Source organism: Streptomyces sp. NBC_01092, assembly GCF_045039535.1.
Lineage (GTDB): Bacteria > Actinomycetota > Actinomycetes > Streptomycetales > Streptomycetaceae > Streptomyces.
In genome coordinates this window covers 997,731-1,015,508 of record NZ_CP108659.1, presented here as the reverse complement: position 1 = coordinate 1,015,508, position 17,778 = coordinate 997,731, and the positions used below count along the sequence as shown (strand labels likewise).

Here is a 17,778-nt window from a genome sequence, read left to right as displayed (position 1 = left end):
CGCCAGAACTTCGCCGTGCCGTGTGCCTACGATGGCGCCATGACGTCTGCCGTCGATCCTCCCGTCAAGGTCGCGGACCTGCTGGTCAGGGATGCAGCACTGCTCGTCGTGGACGGAGGGCGGGAGATCCCGGGCGGCTGGCTGGCCGTCACCGATGGTCGGGTGACCGATGTCGGCCCCGCCGGGAGCGAGCCCGACGCCCGCACGACCGTCTCGGCGGCCGGACGGCTCGTGACCCCGGGCCTGATCAACACGCACCATCACATCTACCAGAACCTCACCCGCTCCTACGCGCCCGCCGTGAACGGCTCGCTGTTCGACTGGCTCACCACGCTCTACCCGCTCTGGGCGCGTCTCGACGAGGAGGCCGCGTACGTGTCGGCGTACGTCGGCATGGCCGAACTGCTCATGGGCGGCTGCACCACGTCCGCCGACCACCTCTACGTCCATCCCCGCCCGCACCTGGTCGACGCCGAGATCCGCGCCGCCCGCGACATCGGCTTCCGCTTCCACGCCACCCGCGGCTCCATGACCCGCTCGGTCGACGACGGAGGGCTGCCGCCGAGGAGCGTCACGCAGACGGAGGACGAGGTCCTCGCCGACAGCGAGCGGCTGATCAGGGCGCACCACGACCCCGAGCCGGGCGCGCTGGTACGGGTCGCGCTCGCGCCCTGCTCGCCCTTCTCGGTCACCAAGTCCCTGATGACCGCGACCGCCGAACTCGCCGAGCGGCACGACGTACGACTGCACACACACCTCGCCGAGGACCACGACGAGGACGTCTACTGTCTCGAGACCTACGGCTGCCGTCCCGTCGAGTACTTCGAGCAGACGGGGTGGATGAGCGACCGCAGCTGGGTCGCGCACTGCATCTACCCGACCGGCGACGAGCTGCGCCGTCTCGCCGCCGCGGGCGTCGGCGTGGCGCACTGCCCCAGCTCCAACATGCTCATCGGCGGCGGCACCGCGCGCGTGACCGAGATGCGCGAACTGGGTCTGCCCGTCGGCATCGGCTGCGACGGCTCCGCCTCCACGGACCACGCCTCCCTCTGGATGGAGACCCGGGCGGCACTGCTCCTTGGCCGCTACCGGGGCGGCCCCGGCGCGATGACTGCCCGCGATGCCCTCGACATCGCCACCCGAGGCTCGGCACGCTGCCTGGGCCGGGACGACGAACTCGGCCATCTGCGCCCCGGCGCCTGCGCCGACCTGGTCGTCTGGGACCAGCACGAGGTCGCCCTGGCCGGCGCCTTGAGCGACCCGGTGGAGGCCTGGCTGCGATGCGGGCCCGCCCGGGCCTGGACGACCGTGGTGGGCGGCCGGATCCTGGTCGACCGTGGCGAGCCGCGGCTGCCGGGGTTGGCGGACGCGTTGCGGGTGCATGGCGGGGTGGCACGGGAGATGCAAGGGGACCGATAGCGAGAGGCTGCGGGGCGGACGGCAGTCGAGGCGTGAGGGGTGCGCGGCGCCGAGGAACCGACGGGGTGACACGGGGGCGGGGCAACCGGTCGGCACGGGACATGGCACCCGGGTGCCGCCAGGCAGGGCGAAGGGCGCCGCGGGTCGCGGGTCAGGTCGGACGGCAGTCAAGGGCGGCACCCACGGGACGCCGCAAACTCATCCGCCTCAGTACCGGACGCCGCAACCTCATCCGGCTCCGCACCGGACCGCCGATCAGCCGAAGCGCTCTATCCGGATACGTCCCACCGGCTGGCCCGCCGCCACGAGCAGCCGCGAGGCATGCTCGGCGAATCCGTTCGAGCCGCACACATAGGCCTCCCACCCACCAGGAGGCTGCTCGGCCAGGAGGGGCGCCACATGTGCGGCGGCCATACGTCCCACGGCCACACCCTGCGGTGCCCTTCGCGTGAACACCGGCGTCGTCTCCACGCCGTACTCCCGCGCGTAGATCAGCTCCTCGGGGCTGCGCGCCGACACCAGCAGCCGCAGCGGCACGTCCAGTCCCCGTGCCCGGTGGTGCCGCACCATCGACATCAGCGGGACGACGCCGGACCCGGCACCGACCAGCAGCGCCGGCCGGTCCCCGGGCCAGGCGAAGAAGCCGCTGAGCGGGCCGCGCACCTCGACCGTGTCACCGGGCTCGGCCACGGTGTGGAACCAGCCCGAGACCTCACCGCCGTCCACATGGTCGAGGGTGAGCTCGATGTGCCCGGAATCGTCGGGCGCGGACGCGATCGAGTAGTGGCGCCCGGCCACATAGCCGTCCTCGGCGGTGAGCCGCAGCATCAGGTGCTGGCCGGGCAGATGGCCCGCCCAGTCGGGCACCGCGAGCCGGAAGGTCGCGGCACGCGGGGTCTCACGGCGGATCTCGGTGATCGTGGCCGTCTGCCACAGCGCCGCGGCCTGCTCGCTGACGGCGATCCGCCCGGGCACGGCGAACCGGGTCTGCGGCGTGAACGTTTCGGCTGCCTCAGTCACCGGAGTACCGCTGTTCCTCCCACGGGTTGCCGCGGGCGTGGTAGCCGCTCTGCTCCCAGAACCCCGGCTCGTCATGGTCGAGGATGCGCAGACCCGCGATCCACTTCGCGCTCTTCCAGAAGTACAGGTGCGGCACCAGCAGCCGCGCCGGACCACCGTGCTCCGGAGCGAGCGGCCGCCCCTCGTACTCCCAGGCGATCCAGGCCCGCCCACCGGTCACGTCGGCCAGCGGAAGGTTGGTGGTGTAGCCGGTGTGCGAATAGGCGACGACATGTGTGGCCGACTCATGGGGCCGGACCACACCGAGGAAGGAGTCCAGCGACACGCCTCCGAACCGCACACCGAACTTCGACCAGCTCGTCACGCAGTGAATGTCGCCCTCGAACACCGAGGACGGCAGCGCGTGCGCCTCGTCCCAGCTCCAGCTGTGCGGCTCCTCGACCAGCCCGTCGACGCGGAACGACCACTCGGCCGGCGTCAGCTCGGGGGTGACCTCGGCGGACAGGACGGGCCAGTCGTCGCCCGCGTCGTACTGGCCGGGCGGCAGCGCGTCGTTCCGGACGCGTGCGCGCCCGGTGAAGCCTCGGGTGACGTTCATGCGGGTGGTGCCTCCAGGCCGTCGTGGGCGACGGCCCGCGGGTCGAGCTTGATCGGTACGTGCTCCGTACAACCGTACGCGCTCCGGCGGGGCCGTCCCACGGAGGGCCGGGAACTGCCTGACGGCGACCGTGATCGTTGAGGTAATGTGGCCGTCCGGCCGGGACAGCCCCGGCCCTTGCAGAGACCCGGGAGGTGAGACCCATTACCGCTGTGTCAGGTCGGGTGCTCTCACCTCGGATCGGCGCGGATCACCGCCGGTAGGCGGCCGCGAGAGCACCCTTCGGCTTCCGAAAGGCTCTCGGCTTCCATGCCCCCTCTGTCTCCTTCCTCTCCCGCTTCCCCCTTGCCACTCCCGTACGACGCCGTCGTGGGCGCGCTCCGCGCCGCAGGCTGTGTCTTCGCCGAGGACGAGGCCCGGCTGATCCTGGCCGCCGCCCGCACCCCGGACGAGCTGGCCGCCATGGTGGACCGGCGTGTCACGGGCCTGCCCCTCGAACTCGTCCTCGGCTGGGCCGAGTTCCGCGGCCTGCGCATAGCCGTCGAACCCGGTGTCTTCGTGCCCCGCCGCCGTACCGAGTTCCTGGTCGAGCAGGCCCTCGCCACCGCACCCGACGCGTCCGTCGTCGTGGACCTGTGCTGCGGCTCGGGCGCGGTCGGCGCCGCCCTCGCCGACGCACTCGGCACCCGCGGCCGGATCGAACTGCACGCCGCCGACATCGACCCGGCGGCCGTACGCTGTGCCCGCCGCAACGTCGCCGCCTACGGCGGTCAGGTGCACACGGGCGACTTGTTCGAGGCGCTCCCTGACAGCCTGGTCGGACGGGTCGGCATCCTCGCGGCGAACGTGCCGTACGTACCCACCGACGAAGTCGGTCTCCTCCCCGCGGAGGCCCGCGATCACGAGCCTCGTGCAGCCCTCGACGGAGGCCCGGACGGCCTGGACGTCCTGCGCCGGGTGGCCGCCGAGGCGCCCCGCTGGCTGGCCCCCGGCGGCTGTCTGCTGATCGAGACGAGCGAACGGCAGGCGCCGACGGCCCTGGATGCCTTCATCGGCAGCGGGCTGTCGGCGCGCCTGGTCGTCTCCGAGGAGCTGTACGCGAATGTCGTGATCGGCCGCAACTGAGCCCGCCGAAAGGCGGGGCCGCAGGGCCGGGTCAGGTCGTGGCGCCGCTGTGCGACTGACCCTCCGAGGGGCCGGAACCGGGCCGGTCCCAGTGACGAGGTCCGGGGAACTTGCCCCGCCCGTCACCCGGCCCTGCGTCCCGGTCCTTGCCCTTCTCCCTCTTCCACTCCTCCCAGTTGCCCGCGAGAACACGCGAGGCCGTCCTGGTGTCGTCGTCGGACCGCGTGCCGACGAGGAAGATGTCGTCGCCCTTCTTGAGGTCACCGGTGCCGGAGCCCTTGTCCCCGTCGTGCCGCACGGTGGTGTCCGAGCCGACGGTCCACGTCCACTCGGCGCCGTCCTCGCTCTTCACCGTGACCTGGTCGCCGTCGACCTTCTCGACGGTGCCGCGCTGCCAGATCCGTACGACCCACTCATCGCTGTCGGGGTCCTTGACCGTCGACTCGCCGTGCACGCCGGCTGGGCCGAGGCCGAACCACCGGCCGGGCCCGTGCCGTTCGCCTGGCGTGCCCGGTGACGGCGATGCCGGCCCGGACGCGGCAGGCGAGGGCCCGTCCCCGGAGCCCGAGGAGGTCGCGGCGTAGGCGACCGTACCGCCGAGGGCCAGCGCGGCGACCGTGGCCGCCGCAGTCACCGCCCTGGCACGGCCGGACCGCCGCTGCCACAGCCCGCGCAGCGCCGCCCCGCGTGGCTGCTCCCGCCCCGGGCCGCCCGGTCCCGTCAGGACCTCGAAGTCGGTGCCGGCCGGTTCGCCGCCGACCTGGTGTTCGTGATCCGGATCGTGTGTCACCGCTCGCTCCTCTCGGTCACGCCACCCGGCATCCCCATGCCATGCCTTGCTGTGATTGTGGGGTGCGAACCATAAGGAACCGGTAATCAGTTCCTGTGAATCCGTTCCTGTGAAAGGGGCGTCTGCTTCTGAGCGTGCGGTCGGAGTTCGGCCGTACTGGCCGATTCACGAGTACTTTCCGATTCACCTAAACCTGCTCCGAAATGGGTCCGTATAAGCGCTGCTTTGGGAAGTCGAAAGCTTCCATACGGGGCCAAAACGAGACCTCTGTACGGCAATTGAACGGGCATCGGGCCGTTGGTCCTCGCCGCACGTCCGAACACTGTCCGCGGCTCCGCCACTGGTCGCGCCATGGGTCCGAGCGTTCGGGCGAGGCGCGCTCGCTCCGCTCGGGGTCGCAGGTTTCGGCCCGGGACGCACCGAGCGGTGCCCTGCGCACCTTGTGAGGGGCGGTTGCTGCCTGCACGATCGGCGTCGCTCGAACGAAAGTCCACTCCGGAGCGATCGACCAGAGGAGACCCCTGTGACGACCGACCGCATCAGCCTCAGCCCCGAGGCCGCCCGGCAGCTAGCGACCACGACGAAGACGACACCGCAGATGCGTGGTGTCACACCGCGCTATCTGCTGCGGGCTCTTCCCTGGGTCGATGTGGAATCAGGTGTCTACCGCGTCAACCGGCGCCGCACCTACGTCCTCGGCGACGACCGCATCAGCACCCACGCCGACGGCGAAGGTTCGCGCGTCATTCCCGGCGACTTACGCGAGATCTCGTATCTCCGTGACACCGATGACGCGCTGCTCGGCCAACTCGCCGATGCCTTCACGGAGATGAGCTTCGAGCCCGGTCAGGTGCTGGTGCGCGAGGGCGACACCGCCGAGCACCTCTGGGTGATCGTCCGGGGTCGCGCCGAGAAGCGGACCACCGGACGGTACGGCGACGAAGCCCTGATCCAGGTCATCGGCGACGGGCAGTACTTCGACCTGGCGGCGTGGACCAAGGGTGAGCCCATGCCGTACGCCGTGAAGGCGGTCACGCCGGGCGTCGCCCTGCGCGCCGAGCGTTCGGCGCTCGCCGGGCTCATGGACCGCGACGAAGCTCTGCGCGGGGCTGTGGATTCGTACGCGGCGGGCGGCATGCCCACACCCGGCGCCGAGGCGCCGATCGACCTGAGCGGCGGCCATGTGGGGGAGGTCGACCTGCCGAGCACCTACGTGGACTACGAGGACGCGCCGCGTGAGTACCACATGACGCTCGCGCAGACCCGGATGATGGTGCACTCCCGCGTCGCCGACCTCTACAACGGGCCGATGGACCAGACGCGTACGCAGGCCAATCTGACCGTCCAGGCCCTGCGCGAGCGGCAGGAGAACCTGATGCTCAACCACCCCGAGTTCGGGCTCCTCCACAACGTGCCGGCCGGCCAGCGCGTGCAGGCGCGCACCGGTGCGCCCACCCCCGACGACCTGGACGAACTCCTCGCGAAGGTGTGGAAGCAGCCCGCCTACTTCCTCGCGCACCCTCGGGCGATCGCGGCGTTCGGGCGCGAATGTACGCGGCGGGGAGTGCCCCCGGTGACGGACAGCCGGTTCGGCAGCCCCCTGCTGACCTGGCGCGGTGTGCCGCTCCTTCCCTCCGACAAGGTGCCCTGCCCGAACGGCTCCGGCGACGCCGCGGGGACCACCGAGATCCTGCTGATGCGGACCGGCGAGGCGGAGCAGGGCGTGGTGGGGCTGCGTCCCGCGGCGGTGCCGGACGAGGTCGAACCGGGCCTGTCCATGCGGAACATGGGCATGGACCCCAAGGGCATCACGTCGTACCTGATGACGGCCTACTTCAACACCGCAGTGCTGGTGGACGACGCCATCGCCGTCCTCCAGAACGTCGAGGTGTCCAAGTACCATGACTACTCCTGACGTCACGGCGCGGCCGGACGCATCGGCGGACCCGGCCTCCCGGTTGCGTCAACCGGGCGGTTTCAGCGCCGAGTTGGTGCGACAGGACTTCCCGATCCTGCACCGCACCGTCAACGGCCGTCCCCTCGTCTGGCTCGACAACGCGGCCACGACCCAGAAGCCGCGTCAGGTCATCGAGGCGCTCGCCGCGTACTACGGCGCCGCCAACTCCAACATCCACCGCGGCGCCCACACCATGGCGCGGGAGGCCACCGAGGCGTACGAGGCGGGCAGGGCGGCCGTCGCCGACTTCCTCGGCGCCGCGGGCCCGGACGACATCGTCTTCGTGCGCGGCACCACGGAGGCCATCAACCTCGTCGCCCAGAGCTGGGGCCGGGGCAACCTCGGGCCCGGGGACGACGTCCTGGTGCCGGTCCTGGAGCACCACTCGGACATCGTGCCCTGGCAGATGATCGCCAAGCAGACCGGCGCGCGGCTCGTGCCGATCCCCCTCACGAAGGACGGGGAGATCGACCAGGACGCGTACCGCGACCTGCTGTCCTCGCGGACCCAACTCGTCGCGATCAGCCATGCGTCGAACGTCCTCGGCACCGTCCCGCCGGTCGAGGAGATGACGGCACTCGCGCACCGCTACAACGCCAAGGTGCTGGTGGACGGCGCCCAGGCTGTGGCCCATTTCCCCGTGGACGTACAGGACCTGGACGCGGACTTCTACGCGTTCTCGGGCCACAAGCTGTTCGCGCCGACGGGCATCGGCGCCCTGTACGTGAAGCCGGATCTCCTCGCGGGGATGGCACCGTGGCAGGGCGGCGGCAACATGATTGAATCCGTGGCCTTCGGGGAGACCACCTTCGCGCCGGTCCCGCACCGGATGGAGGCCGGCACCGGCCACATCGGCGGAGTCGTCGGACTGCTCGCCGCCCTGAACTGGCTGACGTCCCTCGACCGCGAGGCTGTCGCGGTCTACGAGGGGGACCTCATGGCGTATGCGCACGAGGCGCTCGCCACCGTTCCCGGGCTCGAGTTGATCGGCTCGGCGCCCGATCGGATCGCGGTGCTCACCTTCACGCTCGCCGGGCAGGACCCGGCCGCCGTCGCGGCCTGGCTCGACCGTGACGGGATCGCCGTCCGTGCCGGTCATCACTGTGCCCAACCGGCTCTCGCCCACTACGGACTGGAGTCGGCGGCCCGCGCCTCGCTCGCGCTCTACAACACCTACGGGGAGGTGGACCAGCTCGTCGCATCGCTGCGCAGACTGCAAGAGGCAGGCTGACGACGGGAGCCGGAGCTGATGCGCGGGGCTGTGTGGCCGGAGACGGTCGCACAGCCCCGCACTCGGAAGGTCGGGGTCGACGGCCGACGAACTGATCGTTCGGCCCGGTCAACCCGTGGGCAGCACACGCGCGATGAGCAGCGCCACGTCGTCGGAGTTGTCGGGCTGGTGCAGGGTGCGCAGGAGCAGGTCGCAGCACTCCTCCAGCGGGCGGTCGGGGTCGTCGAGGAGCTCCAGGAGGGCGTCGAGGCGCTCGTCGAGGGGATGCTGGCGGGTCTCGACGAGCCCGTCGGTGTAGAACACCAGCTGGTCGCCCGGTTCGAGGTCCACGGTCGTCGTCGAGAAGGCGACGCCGCCGACGCCCAGCGGCGCTCCCGTGGGCAGTTCGAGGAGCTCCGGAGCATGGCCGTGGCGGACCCGCACGGGCGGCAGGTGCCCGGCGTTGGCGATCCTGCACTGCCGCAGCCGCGGGTCGTGGACGGCGTAGACGCAGGTGGCGATGGAGTGGTCGAGGCCCTCGGTGATCTTGTCGAGGTGCTCCAGGAGCCGCGTCGGTTCCAGGTCCAGGGAGGCCAGCGTGTGCGTCGCGGTGCGCAGCCGGCCCATGGTCGTGGCGGCGTCGATGCCGCTGCCCATCACGTCACCGACGACGAGGGCGGTCTTGCCGTCCTCCAGGGGGATCACGTCGAACCAGTCGCCGCCGACCTCGGCGATGGCGCCCGCCGGCTGATAGCGGGAGGCGACCTCCAGGCCGCCGGTCACCGCGGGATGGCTGGGCAGCAGGCTGCGCTGAAGGGTCAGCGCGATGTCGCGGGCGTTCTGGTACCAGCGGGCGTTGTCGATCTGCACGGCCGCGCGGGCCGCCAGTTCCCGGGCGAGCAGCAGGTCGTCCTCGCTGAACGGCAGCGGGTTGCGGGTGCGCTTGAGATCGAGGGCGCCGAGCACCTCGCCCCGCGCGATCAGCGGCACCGCCAGATAGGAGTGCACGCCCGCGCGGCCCAGCTGCACCGCGGCCTCGGGGGAGCGGGCGATGCGTGGCAGGTCCTGCTCCTCGACATGGGCGACCATGACGGGACTGCCGGTCCGTACGCACTCGGTGACGAGGCGGTCCGGGCCGTAGCGGGCGACCTCGCCGGGCGGGTCGGCGGCGTCGAGCGCCACCGTGGCGTGGTCGGCCTGGACGGCCAGGGCGCGGATCACCGCCGGCTCGGCGGGGCCGAGGCTGCTGCGTCTGCCCACCACCACGGCCTCGAGCAGGTCGACGGCCGCGACGTCGGCGAGCTCCGGCACGGCCACCTCGGCCAGCTCGCGCGCCGTGCGGTCCAGGTCCAGCGTGGTGCCGATCCGCGCGGAGGCGTCGGCGATGAGCGCCAGCCGCCGGCGTGCCGTCTCGGCCGCCAGAGCGGCCTCGTGCTGCATGGTGATGTCCACGGCCATCCCCGCGACGCCGAGCACCGTCCCGGCCGTGTCCTCCAGCCGGTACAGCGAGACGGACCAGAAGTGCTCCCGGTCGGGATCCGCCGGGGTCCGGCCCACGATGCGCTGGTTGACCCGCGGATTCCCCGTCTGCAGCACGTCCAGCAGCGCCCCCTCGATCGCGTCGGCGTCGACATCGGGCAGCAGCTCACGCGGTGTGTGGCCGATGTGGTCCTCGGCGGGGATGCCGTTGAGCAGTGCCAGCGCCTCGTTGACCGAGACGTACCGCAGCTCGGTGTCCAGGACGGCGAGCCCGACCGGAGCCTGGGCGATCGTGCGCGTGGACAGGGCGACGTCCCGCTCCAGCCGGCGGACGGTCGTCTGGTCGGCGCACAGGCCCAGCGCGTAGATGTCCCCCTGGTCGTCCAGCAGCCGCATGTTGCGGAACTCCACCAGGCGCGTGCCGCCGTCCTTGCGCCGTATCGGGAACGCACCGGCCCAGCCCTCACCGGTCTTCATGACGTCGGCGAACAGCTTGACGACCAGGTCCACGTGCTGTTCGTGAACCATGATCCGGGCAGCGTACTGGCCCAGCGCCTCCTGCGCCGAGTAGCCGAACAACTCCTCGGCCTGCGGGCTCCACAGGACGATGCGCCCCTCGATGTCCAGCACCACCGAGGCCACCCCGAGCACGTCGAGCAGCCCGCTCGGGCCCATGGGCCCGCGCACCGGCTCGCCGCCCTCGGCGCCGGGAAATTCGGCTGGAGACATCCCACGCACCGCCTTCGCCGCTCCTTGCGGCACGCCGTTCCCCCGTGCCGACTCCCCTTGTTCTATCGCGTTCAACCGTCTCCGGGCCCCCTCGGTCGCTCACCTCCACCATCCCTCAACACGACGGCGAACGTCCGATGAAGTCAGCACCGGGGCACGCGACTGTGGCCGATCAGACAGCGGGCGTTCTTTCTTTGGTCTGTACATGACCACATCGTCCGGCCAGACTGTCCGCCGACACACCCCCACCCCCCTGAGGAGTCGCTCCCATGGCCCTGCGTGCCCGGCAACGTTGTCATGCCGCTCTCACCGGCCTCGTCGCCCTCGCCTCCGCAGCCGTGCTGTCCTCCGCGGCGCCCGCGCAGGCCGCCGACACCTGGACGGAGGTGGGTTCCGACCGCGCCGACCCGCTGACCGAGAGCCAGGGTCTGACCTCCGTCGAGGTCCCGGCGAACAGCCCCAACCGCTACACCGGCATCGGCACCATCCCCGTCTCGGTCTCCAGCCGCGGCTGGAACCACGTGGGCGACCCCGACGCCTCCTACAACGGCTACTACGTCGAGCCGTACCAGGCGGACTCGGGCACCGCGAAGATGTTCCGGGTGCAGGCGCCGAACGGGACATGGTCGGAATACGTGCACACGCTGGGCTCGGGCGAGGCGCTGAACAACTCGTTCGCCGCGATCTCTCCGGGCGGCCAGTGGATGGTCTCGGGCGAGTGGGGCACCATGACCCGCCTGCTGGTCCACCCCACCCCCGGCGTCAACCCGAGCACCTCGCCCTCGGCGAACCTCCCCTGGACCTCCAGCATCCGGCTCGACCACGCCGTACGTGACGTGCAGGGCTGCGACTTCCTGAGCGCCACGACCCTGCTGTGCTCCTCCGACGACCCGGCGGGCACCCTCTTCGGCATGACCAAGCCGCTGCTCCAGATCGACCTCTCCGCCGAGCCCGGCAGCTCCGACGTGACCGGCCATGTCACGGCCCTGCGCCAGCTCCCGCTGCGCAGCTCCTGCTCGGGCGGGTTCGAGACGGAGGGCATCGACTACGACCGCCGTACCGGCACTCTGCGCGTGATCGTGATCTCGCCGGGCTTCTGCGTGCTGACCGACAGCAAGACGTACAAGTTCACGCGCGGCTGAGGGCTCGGACGGGCGGGCTCCGCCGGTAGTGCTCCGGCGCGGGTGGTGCTTTTCTTGGGTTGGGGTCCGGTTCCGCGGGATACCCGTGGCACCGCGGCGCGGCCACGAGAGGAGCGGTCACGATGCGACGTGAACGACTGCACGAGGAGCCCGTCTCCGTCGAGATCAGCGGATGCAGCAAGGAAGACGCCCGGATCGTGTTCGACGCGCTGAACACGTGCTTCGAGTCCGACCGGGCCCCCGAGGACGTGCCGCAGCAGCTCCATGAGACGCGCCCGATGGTGTGGCTCGGCACGTTCGAGGTGACGGACGCCCGGGAGTGCCCGGCGCCGGCCCGGCTCTCGGCATCCGTCGAGGCCGACGCGCAGGGCGGCTACTGGGCCATCGAACGGCTGCGTACGACCCTGGACTCCCTGTTCACGGTGTATGACCTCACCTCGGCGTCGGGTGACCAGGAGCGGGAGATGCACGTGGTGCTGAAGAGCCGCCCCGGCCTCGCGTGAGCGGGTCCGGCGTGACCGAGTCCGGCAAGGGCGAGCTCGGTCATGACGGGCCCAGCAGGGCGAGCAGGGCGCGCCGGTAGGCGGCGTGGACGGCGGGCAGGTCCTCGAGACAGGCCCGCTCGTCCACGCCGTGCAGCCCCGCGTACCGCACCCCGAAGCCCGCTGTGGCCGGGATGCCCTCGCCCGCGAGCAGGTTGCCGATGTTCGAGGGGCCCGCGGTCCTGGGCCGGACGGTCAGCCCCTCCCGCACCGCGGCGTCCAGGAGCGCCGCCGCGGGCTGCTGCCCCTCGGTCAGCCGATACGGCGGCCAGGACGCCACCGCATTGATCGAGGTCGGCCGTGGCGGGGGCACTTCGGCGTCCAGCTCGCCCACCGCCTCGCGCACCAGCCGTTCGGCGGCGCGGGCGTCGAAGCCGGGAGTGGTGCGGATGTCGACGCCCAGCTCGCACAGGTCGGGCACGACCGAGAAGCCCTGGCCGCCGTGGCAGGACGTCACCGTCAGCTTCGGCGGCAGCGGGAACTCACCCTCGGCGCCCGGAAGCTCGGCCTCCTCCAGCAGTCGTACGAGACGCGCCGCGCGCGAGACCGCACCCGGCGTCGTGCGGCGGGACCCCGAGTGGCCCGAGGCCGCGTGCACGGCGATCGTGGCGCGCCACAGGCCGCGCCCGCCCACCACGACCTCGTCGAGCCCCGGGTAGCCGATCATCACGCCGGACGGACGGACCGCCGCAGGATCCGCCAGGTAGGCGCGGGCACCGCCGAAGCCGCCCGTGTGCTCGTCGACGTCGAGCAGCACCGCGAGCCCGCCGTGGAGGTCGGGGGCCCGGCCGTGCAGTTCGGCCGCGATGGCGCAGAACAGCGCCGCGGCGAGCTTGGAGTCCGCGGCGCCCCTGCCGCGCAGCCAGCCGTCGACGACGTCTCCGCAGTCCGGCGGGAACGACCAGGCGGCCTCGTCCCCGTACGGCGCGGTGTCGACGCAGGCGTCCAGCGCCCACCAGGGGCCGGGCCGGCCGCCCGCGACCTCGATCAGCAGACCGACGGTGGCGCCCCGGTCGCCGTGGAGGCGGCGATACGGCAGCCCACGCCGGGCGACCCAGTCCTCCAGGACGCCGAGGACGGGGCGGTAGTCGTCGATCCCGGCGCGGCTGGGGCGGCGGATCAGTCGCTGGGCGAGATCGATCACGTCGGCGTGTGCGGTCATGGGGCCACTGTGCCCGAAGGCGGCCGGTGCCCGGGGGCGGGTGTCCGGTGGGCGGTGCCCCGGGGGCGGCCCGAATCAGTGGCCGGTCTCAGTGGCCGGTGTCACCCTCCCCCGGTTGTGCAACTAGTTGCATAAACGTCCCGCGGTCCTCTACAACTACGTCAAGCACGACACCGCGCACGGAGGGGCCCGATGAGCCGTTACCCGCACCTGCTGAGCCCGCTGGACCTCGGCTTCACCACGCTGCCCAACCGCGTCCTCATGGGCTCCATGCACGTGGGCCTGGAGGAGGCCGAGCGCGGCTTCGAGCGTATGGCGGCCTTCTACGCCGAGCGGGCCCGCGGGGGAGTGGGCCTCATCGTCACCGGCGGCATCGCCCCCAACGACGAGGGACGGCCCTACGAGGGCGGCGCCAAGCTCACCACCGAGGCGGAGGCCGAGCAGCACCGGGTCATCACCGAGGCCGTGCACCGCGAGGGCGGCCGGATCGCGATGCAGATCCTGCACTTCGGCCGGTACGCCTACCACCAGGACCTCGTCGCCCCGAGCCCGCTCCAGGCGCCGATCAGCCCCTTCCCGCCGCGCGAGCTCACCGACGCCGACGTCGAGCGGACCATCGACGACTACGCCCGAGCCGCCCGCCTCGCCCGGCAGGCCGGCTACGACGGCGTCGAGATCATGGGCTCCGAGGGCTACCTCATCAACGAGTTCATCGCCACGCAGACCAACCACCGCAGTGACCGCTGGGGCGGCTCGTACGAGAACCGCATGCGCTTCCCGGTCGAGATCGTGCGCCGGGTGCGTGAGGCCGTCGGCGAGGACTTCATCATCGTCTACCGGCTGTCCATGCTGGACCTCGTCCCGGGCGGCTCCACGCTGGACGAGGTGGTCACGCTGGCGAAGGCCGTCGAGGCCGCCGGGGCGACGATCATCAACACCGGCATCGGCTGGCACGAGGCGCGCATCCCGACCATCGCCACCTCGGTGCCGCGCGGCGCCTACACCTGGGTCACCAAGCGGCTGATGGGCGAGGTGTCGGTCCCGCTCGTCACCACCAACCGCATCAACACCCCCGAGCTGGCCGAGGAGTTGCTGGCCGACGGCCGCGCGGACATGGTGTCGATGGCCCGCCCGATGCTCGCCGACCCCGACTTCGTCGCCAAGGCCGCCGCCGGCAAGCCGGAGGCCATCAACACCTGCATCGGCTGCAACCAGGCCTGCCTCGACCACACCTTCAGCGGCAAGATCACGTCCTGCCTGGTCAACCCGCGCGCCTGCCACGAGACCGAGCTGACGCTGTCCCCGACCCGGCGGCGCTTGCGCGTCGCGGTCGTGGGCGCCGGACCCGCCGGTCTGGCCTGCGCCGTCAGCGCGGCCGAACGCGGCCACGACGTCACGCTCTTCGACGCCGCGAACGAGATCGGCGGCCAGCTCAACGTCGCCCGCAAGGTCCCCGGCAAGCAGGAGTTCGACGAGACGCTGCGCTACTTCCGCCACCAACTCGACTGGCACGCCGTCGACGTACGCCTGAACACCTGGGTTTCGGCCGAGGACCTCGCCGCGTACGACGAGGTCGTGGTCGCCACCGGCGTCAGCCCGCGCACCCCGGACATCCCCGGCATCGACCACCCGAGCGTCGTGGGCTACCTCGACGTCCTGCGCGACGAGGTCCCCGTCGGCCGGCGCGTCGCCGTCCTCGGCGCGGGCGGCATCGGCTTCGACGTCGCCGAGTTCCTCACCGACGGCGGCGACAAGGCGAGCGAGGACCCCGAGACGTACTTCCGGCACTGGGGCGTCGACATGGACTACACGGGCCCCGGCGGCCTCGCCGCCCCCGAGCGCCCCGCCCCGCCGCGCACCGTCTACCTGCTCCAGCGCAAGACCACCAAGGTCGGGGCCGGGCTCGGCAAGACCACCGGCTGGATCCACCGCACCGAGCTCAAGCAGCGGGGCGTCACCATGGTCCCGGGTGTGCGCTACGACCGTATCGACGACGCCGGACTGCATGTCACCGCCGGCGAGGAGAGCACGGTGCTCCCGGTCGACACCATCGTGCTGTGCACCGGCCAGGAGCCGCGTCGCGACCTGTACGAGGCGCTGGTCGCCGCCGGGCACAGCGCGCACCTCATCGGCGGTGCCGACGTGGCCGCCGAACTGGACGCCAAGCGGGCCATCAAGCAGGGCACCGAGCTGGCGGCGAGCCTGTAGGGCAAGTGACAGCGGTCGTGGGACGGCCGCTTCACGTCCTTAGGATGACGCCATGTCACTCCCGCACGCGATCCTCACCGCCCTGCTCGAAAAGCCGTCGTCGGGGCTGGAGCTGACCCGCCGGTTCGACAAGTCGATCGGCTACTTCTGGTCGGCGACGCATCAGCAGATCTATCGCGAGCTGGGAAAACTGGAGGCCGAGGGGTTCATCCGGACGCTGCCGGCGGAGCAGCCGGCCCGCGGGCAGAAGAAGAGCTACGACGTCCTGCCGGCGGGCCGCGCCGAACTGGCCCGCTGGACCTCGGCCTCCCAGGACCCGCGGCCCCACCGCGACACGCTGCTGCTGCGGATGCGTGCCGCGGCCGTCGTCGGGACCGAGGGCATCGAAGCCGATCTGCGCCGCCATCTCGCCCTGCACCAACGGCAGTTGGCCGAGTACGAGGAGATCGAGCAGCGCGACTTCCCGCCCGGCAAGGACAGCTCGCAGGACCGGCTGCGACACCTGGTGCTGCGCGCGGGCCTCGATCTGGAGACCTTTTGGATCCAGTGGCTCACCCACGCCCTGGACGAGTTCGCCGACCTGCCGGGAGGCGAGAAGGCCTGAGCCGAGGGGGGCCGCTGAGCTCGGGAGCCGCTGAACCTGCCGGTCTCGCGTTCACCGGGTCAGAGCCGGTACGGCTTCGCCTTGCGGCGCAGGTACCAAACGGTGGCCGCTGCACCCGTGCCCACCAGGAGGCCGCCGCCCACCAATGTCAGGGTGCCGTAGTCCGTGGAGCCGCCGCCCATGCCGCCCATCACCCCGCGCGACGGCGAGGCCGTGGCCGAGATCGTGGGCCTGGCGCTGGGCGAGACGATGACCGACTGGGTGCCGGCTGTCGTGCCGTCGGAGCAGATGACGATGACGGTGTAGGTGCCGGCGTTCACATTCGACCAGGCCGCCGACTGCAGCGCGCTCGTCCCGGAGAGGGAGACCTGGCGGCCCTGTGAGAAGTTCGCCTGCCGGCTGTTGAGCAGCGAGGCGGTGCCCCAGCTGCCGTTGACGTTCGTGCAGGTGCTGGTCGTGACGGAGACCGTGGACCCCGTGGTGCTCACGGAGATCCCCGAGACCGCGTCGGCGGCGGCGGCCACGAAGAGGGAAAGTGCGGAGGCGGCTGCCACGGTCAGGCCCGAGCGGAGGAAGAGCGATGAGTTGCGCATGGGTATGCCCTCCGGCGGCACGGTCGGCGGTACGTCGGTTGCGCCGCCGAGGGTCGGGAACGCCCGTGCTGCCTCAGGGGCAGCCAACGCGCCCCGGGGGCCCGCCGCATGCGGGCGTCCCCCGGATAGGTGACGCACTGCTGCATCCGGGGGACGGCGGACCGGATGTCAGCCCCGCCCGCCGGTCGTCACCGTCAGCTCCGCCGAGAAGCCGCCCCAGGTGCCGTCCGGCAGTCTGCCCCGCAGTCGCACCCGGTGGCGCACACCCTCTTCCGGGCCGAGGTAGAAGCTGTACGTGGCCCGCTCGCTCGGCGCCTTCCCGCCGTACACCAGCGAGGTGGCCGCACGGCCGTCGAGGTGGATCTGGTACTCCGTGACGACTCCGTCGGTGCGTGGCGGCACCCAGCTCAGGTCGAGGTAGTACGCCCCGTCCGCGCGATGGGTCGTCGCCTTGAACCCGGTCGGCGCGGTGCCGCGCCCGTCGTCGGTGCCGGGCGTGGTGATGCGGACGGCCGCGGTCGCCGGTGAGAGGTTGTCTGCGGCGTCCCGGGCCCGGACGGTGAAGGCGTAGCGGGTGCCCGGCCTGAGTCCGGTGACCACGGTCGCCGTCTGGTTCCCGCCCACACTGTGGATCTTCGTGTCGCCCTGGTAGATGTCGTACGACACCACGTCCCGGTCGTCCGTCGCCTGCGACCACGACAGCTGGACCGCCCGGCTGCCGACCGCACGACCACTGCCCTTCCCCGGGCGCGTCGGTGCCGACCGGTCGGCGGCCACGGCCTTGGGGGTCGTCGCGCGGACCACCTTGCTCGGCGGTCCGAGACGCCCGTCCGTGTCACGTGCCCGCACGCTGAACGCATAGGTGGTGGACGGCTTGAGCATGGTGACATCCACCATGTGCGCGGAACCCGGCACTTCCTTGACCTTCGTAGGGCCGCGATACACCTCGTAGACCTGGATGCCGGGATCCGCGGAGACCGCGTTCCACATGACGTGAACGCTGGTCGCGCTGCCGGCGTCGGCCGTGACACCTGTGGGCGCCCCGGGCGGTCGGCCGCCGCCCTCCCCGTCCGTCCCGCCCCATGTGCAGGAGGAGAGCAGCGCGAGCGCCGCACAGACGGCGGATATGAGTACGAGAACGCGTCGCACGACTCTGCCTCCCGGGGGCGGCCTCGCGGCAATGGTTCGGACCAATATGAC

Annotated in this window: 15 protein-coding genes; 8 read left to right on the top strand and 7 right to left on the bottom strand. The window is 71.7% G+C overall.

Features of this window, described 5'->3' with window-relative positions; translation table 11 throughout:
- The first annotated feature begins 39 nt into the window (after positions 1-39).
- Complete coding sequence (locus OG254_RS04420; RefSeq protein ID WP_405577414.1) at positions 40-1,419, top strand: 8-oxoguanine deaminase; 1,380 nt, start codon at positions 40-42, stop codon at positions 1,417-1,419.
- A gap of 255 nt (positions 1,420-1,674) precedes the next feature.
- On the opposite strand, the gene OG254_RS04415 is transcribed toward OG254_RS04420, so the two are convergent.
- Positions 1,675-2,439: a ferredoxin reductase gene (locus OG254_RS04415; RefSeq protein WP_405577412.1), complete on the bottom strand. Its 765-nt coding sequence runs from the start codon at positions 2,437-2,439 to the stop codon at positions 1,675-1,677.
- A complete protein-coding gene (locus OG254_RS04410) occupies positions 2,432-3,037 on the bottom strand; it encodes a sulfite oxidase-like oxidoreductase (protein WP_405577410.1) in 606 nt (201 codons plus the stop codon). The genes OG254_RS04415 and OG254_RS04410 overlap by 8 nt, the downstream gene beginning before the upstream one ends.
- Positions 3,038-3,346: 309 nt before the next feature.
- Between OG254_RS04410 and OG254_RS04405 the strand changes: the two genes are divergently transcribed.
- Entirely contained in the window at positions 3,347-4,162 is an 816-nt protein-coding gene (locus OG254_RS04405; RefSeq protein WP_405577408.1) for a putative protein N(5)-glutamine methyltransferase, read from the top strand.
- Between the two features lie 31 nt (positions 4,163-4,193).
- On the opposite strand, the gene OG254_RS04400 is transcribed toward OG254_RS04405, so the two are convergent.
- Complete coding sequence (locus OG254_RS04400; RefSeq protein WP_405577406.1) at positions 4,194-4,952, bottom strand: hypothetical protein; 759 nt, start codon at positions 4,950-4,952, stop codon at positions 4,194-4,196.
- A 523-nt stretch (positions 4,953-5,475) separates the two neighbouring features.
- Here OG254_RS04400 and OG254_RS04395 point away from each other — a divergent pair.
- Together OG254_RS04395 and OG254_RS04390 are read left to right on the top strand one after the other, a co-directional pair.
- Positions 5,476-6,867 (top strand): family 2B encapsulin nanocompartment shell protein, encoded by a 1,392-nt coding sequence (locus OG254_RS04395; protein WP_405577404.1) that lies wholly within the window; start codon positions 5,476-5,478, stop codon positions 6,865-6,867.
- The gene (locus tag OG254_RS04390) at positions 6,854-8,140 is read left to right on the top strand and encodes a SufS family cysteine desulfurase (RefSeq protein WP_405577402.1); all 1,287 of its coding nucleotides are present in this window, start codon (positions 6,854-6,856) and stop codon (positions 8,138-8,140) included. Before OG254_RS04395 ends, OG254_RS04390 begins: the two co-directional genes overlap by 14 nt.
- Before the next feature lie 108 nt (positions 8,141-8,248).
- Here the strand turns inward: OG254_RS04390 and OG254_RS04385 are convergent, their stop codons facing one another.
- A complete protein-coding gene (locus OG254_RS04385; RefSeq protein ID WP_405577400.1) occupies positions 8,249-10,327 on the bottom strand; it encodes a SpoIIE family protein phosphatase in 2,079 nt (692 codons plus the stop codon).
- Positions 10,328-10,596: 269 nt separating this feature from the next.
- Between OG254_RS04385 and OG254_RS04380 the strand changes: the two genes are divergently transcribed.
- Together OG254_RS04380 and OG254_RS04375 are read left to right on the top strand one after the other, a co-directional pair.
- Positions 10,597-11,469 (top strand): hypothetical protein, encoded by an 873-nt coding sequence (locus tag OG254_RS04380; RefSeq protein ID WP_405577398.1) that lies wholly within the window; start codon positions 10,597-10,599, stop codon positions 11,467-11,469.
- Positions 11,470-11,591: 122 nt separating this feature from the next.
- A complete protein-coding gene (locus tag OG254_RS04375) occupies positions 11,592-11,972 on the top strand; it encodes a hypothetical protein (RefSeq protein WP_405577396.1) in 381 nt (126 codons plus the stop codon).
- A gap of 40 nt (positions 11,973-12,012) precedes the next feature.
- Here the strand turns inward: OG254_RS04375 and OG254_RS04370 are convergent, their stop codons facing one another.
- Positions 12,013-13,173, bottom strand: a complete 1,161-nt coding sequence (locus OG254_RS04370) for a M20 family metallopeptidase (RefSeq protein ID WP_405577394.1) — start codon at positions 13,171-13,173, stop codon at positions 12,013-12,015.
- A 192-nt stretch (positions 13,174-13,365) separates the two neighbouring features.
- Here OG254_RS04370 and OG254_RS04365 point away from each other — a divergent pair, with 192 nt between their 5' ends.
- Together OG254_RS04365 and OG254_RS04360 are read left to right on the top strand one after the other, a co-directional pair.
- On the top strand, positions 13,366-15,381 hold the full coding sequence (locus tag OG254_RS04365; protein ID WP_405577392.1) for an FAD-dependent oxidoreductase: 2,016 nt from the start codon (positions 13,366-13,368) through the stop codon (positions 15,379-15,381).
- 52 nt (positions 15,382-15,433) lie between these two features.
- Positions 15,434-15,985, top strand: coding sequence for a PadR family transcriptional regulator (locus tag OG254_RS04360; protein ID WP_147993831.1), 552 nt, complete (start codon positions 15,434-15,436; stop codon positions 15,983-15,985).
- A gap of 59 nt (positions 15,986-16,044) precedes the next feature.
- Here the strand turns inward: OG254_RS04360 and OG254_RS04355 are convergent, their stop codons facing one another.
- Complete coding sequence (locus OG254_RS04355; RefSeq protein WP_405577390.1) at positions 16,045-16,578, bottom strand: hypothetical protein; 534 nt, start codon at positions 16,576-16,578, stop codon at positions 16,045-16,047.
- Positions 16,579-16,746: 168 nt separating this feature from the next.
- Positions 16,747-17,727, bottom strand: coding sequence for a fibronectin type III domain-containing protein (locus tag OG254_RS04350; RefSeq protein ID WP_405577388.1), 981 nt, complete (start codon positions 17,725-17,727; stop codon positions 16,747-16,749).
- Positions 17,728-17,778: the final 51 nt, after the last annotated feature.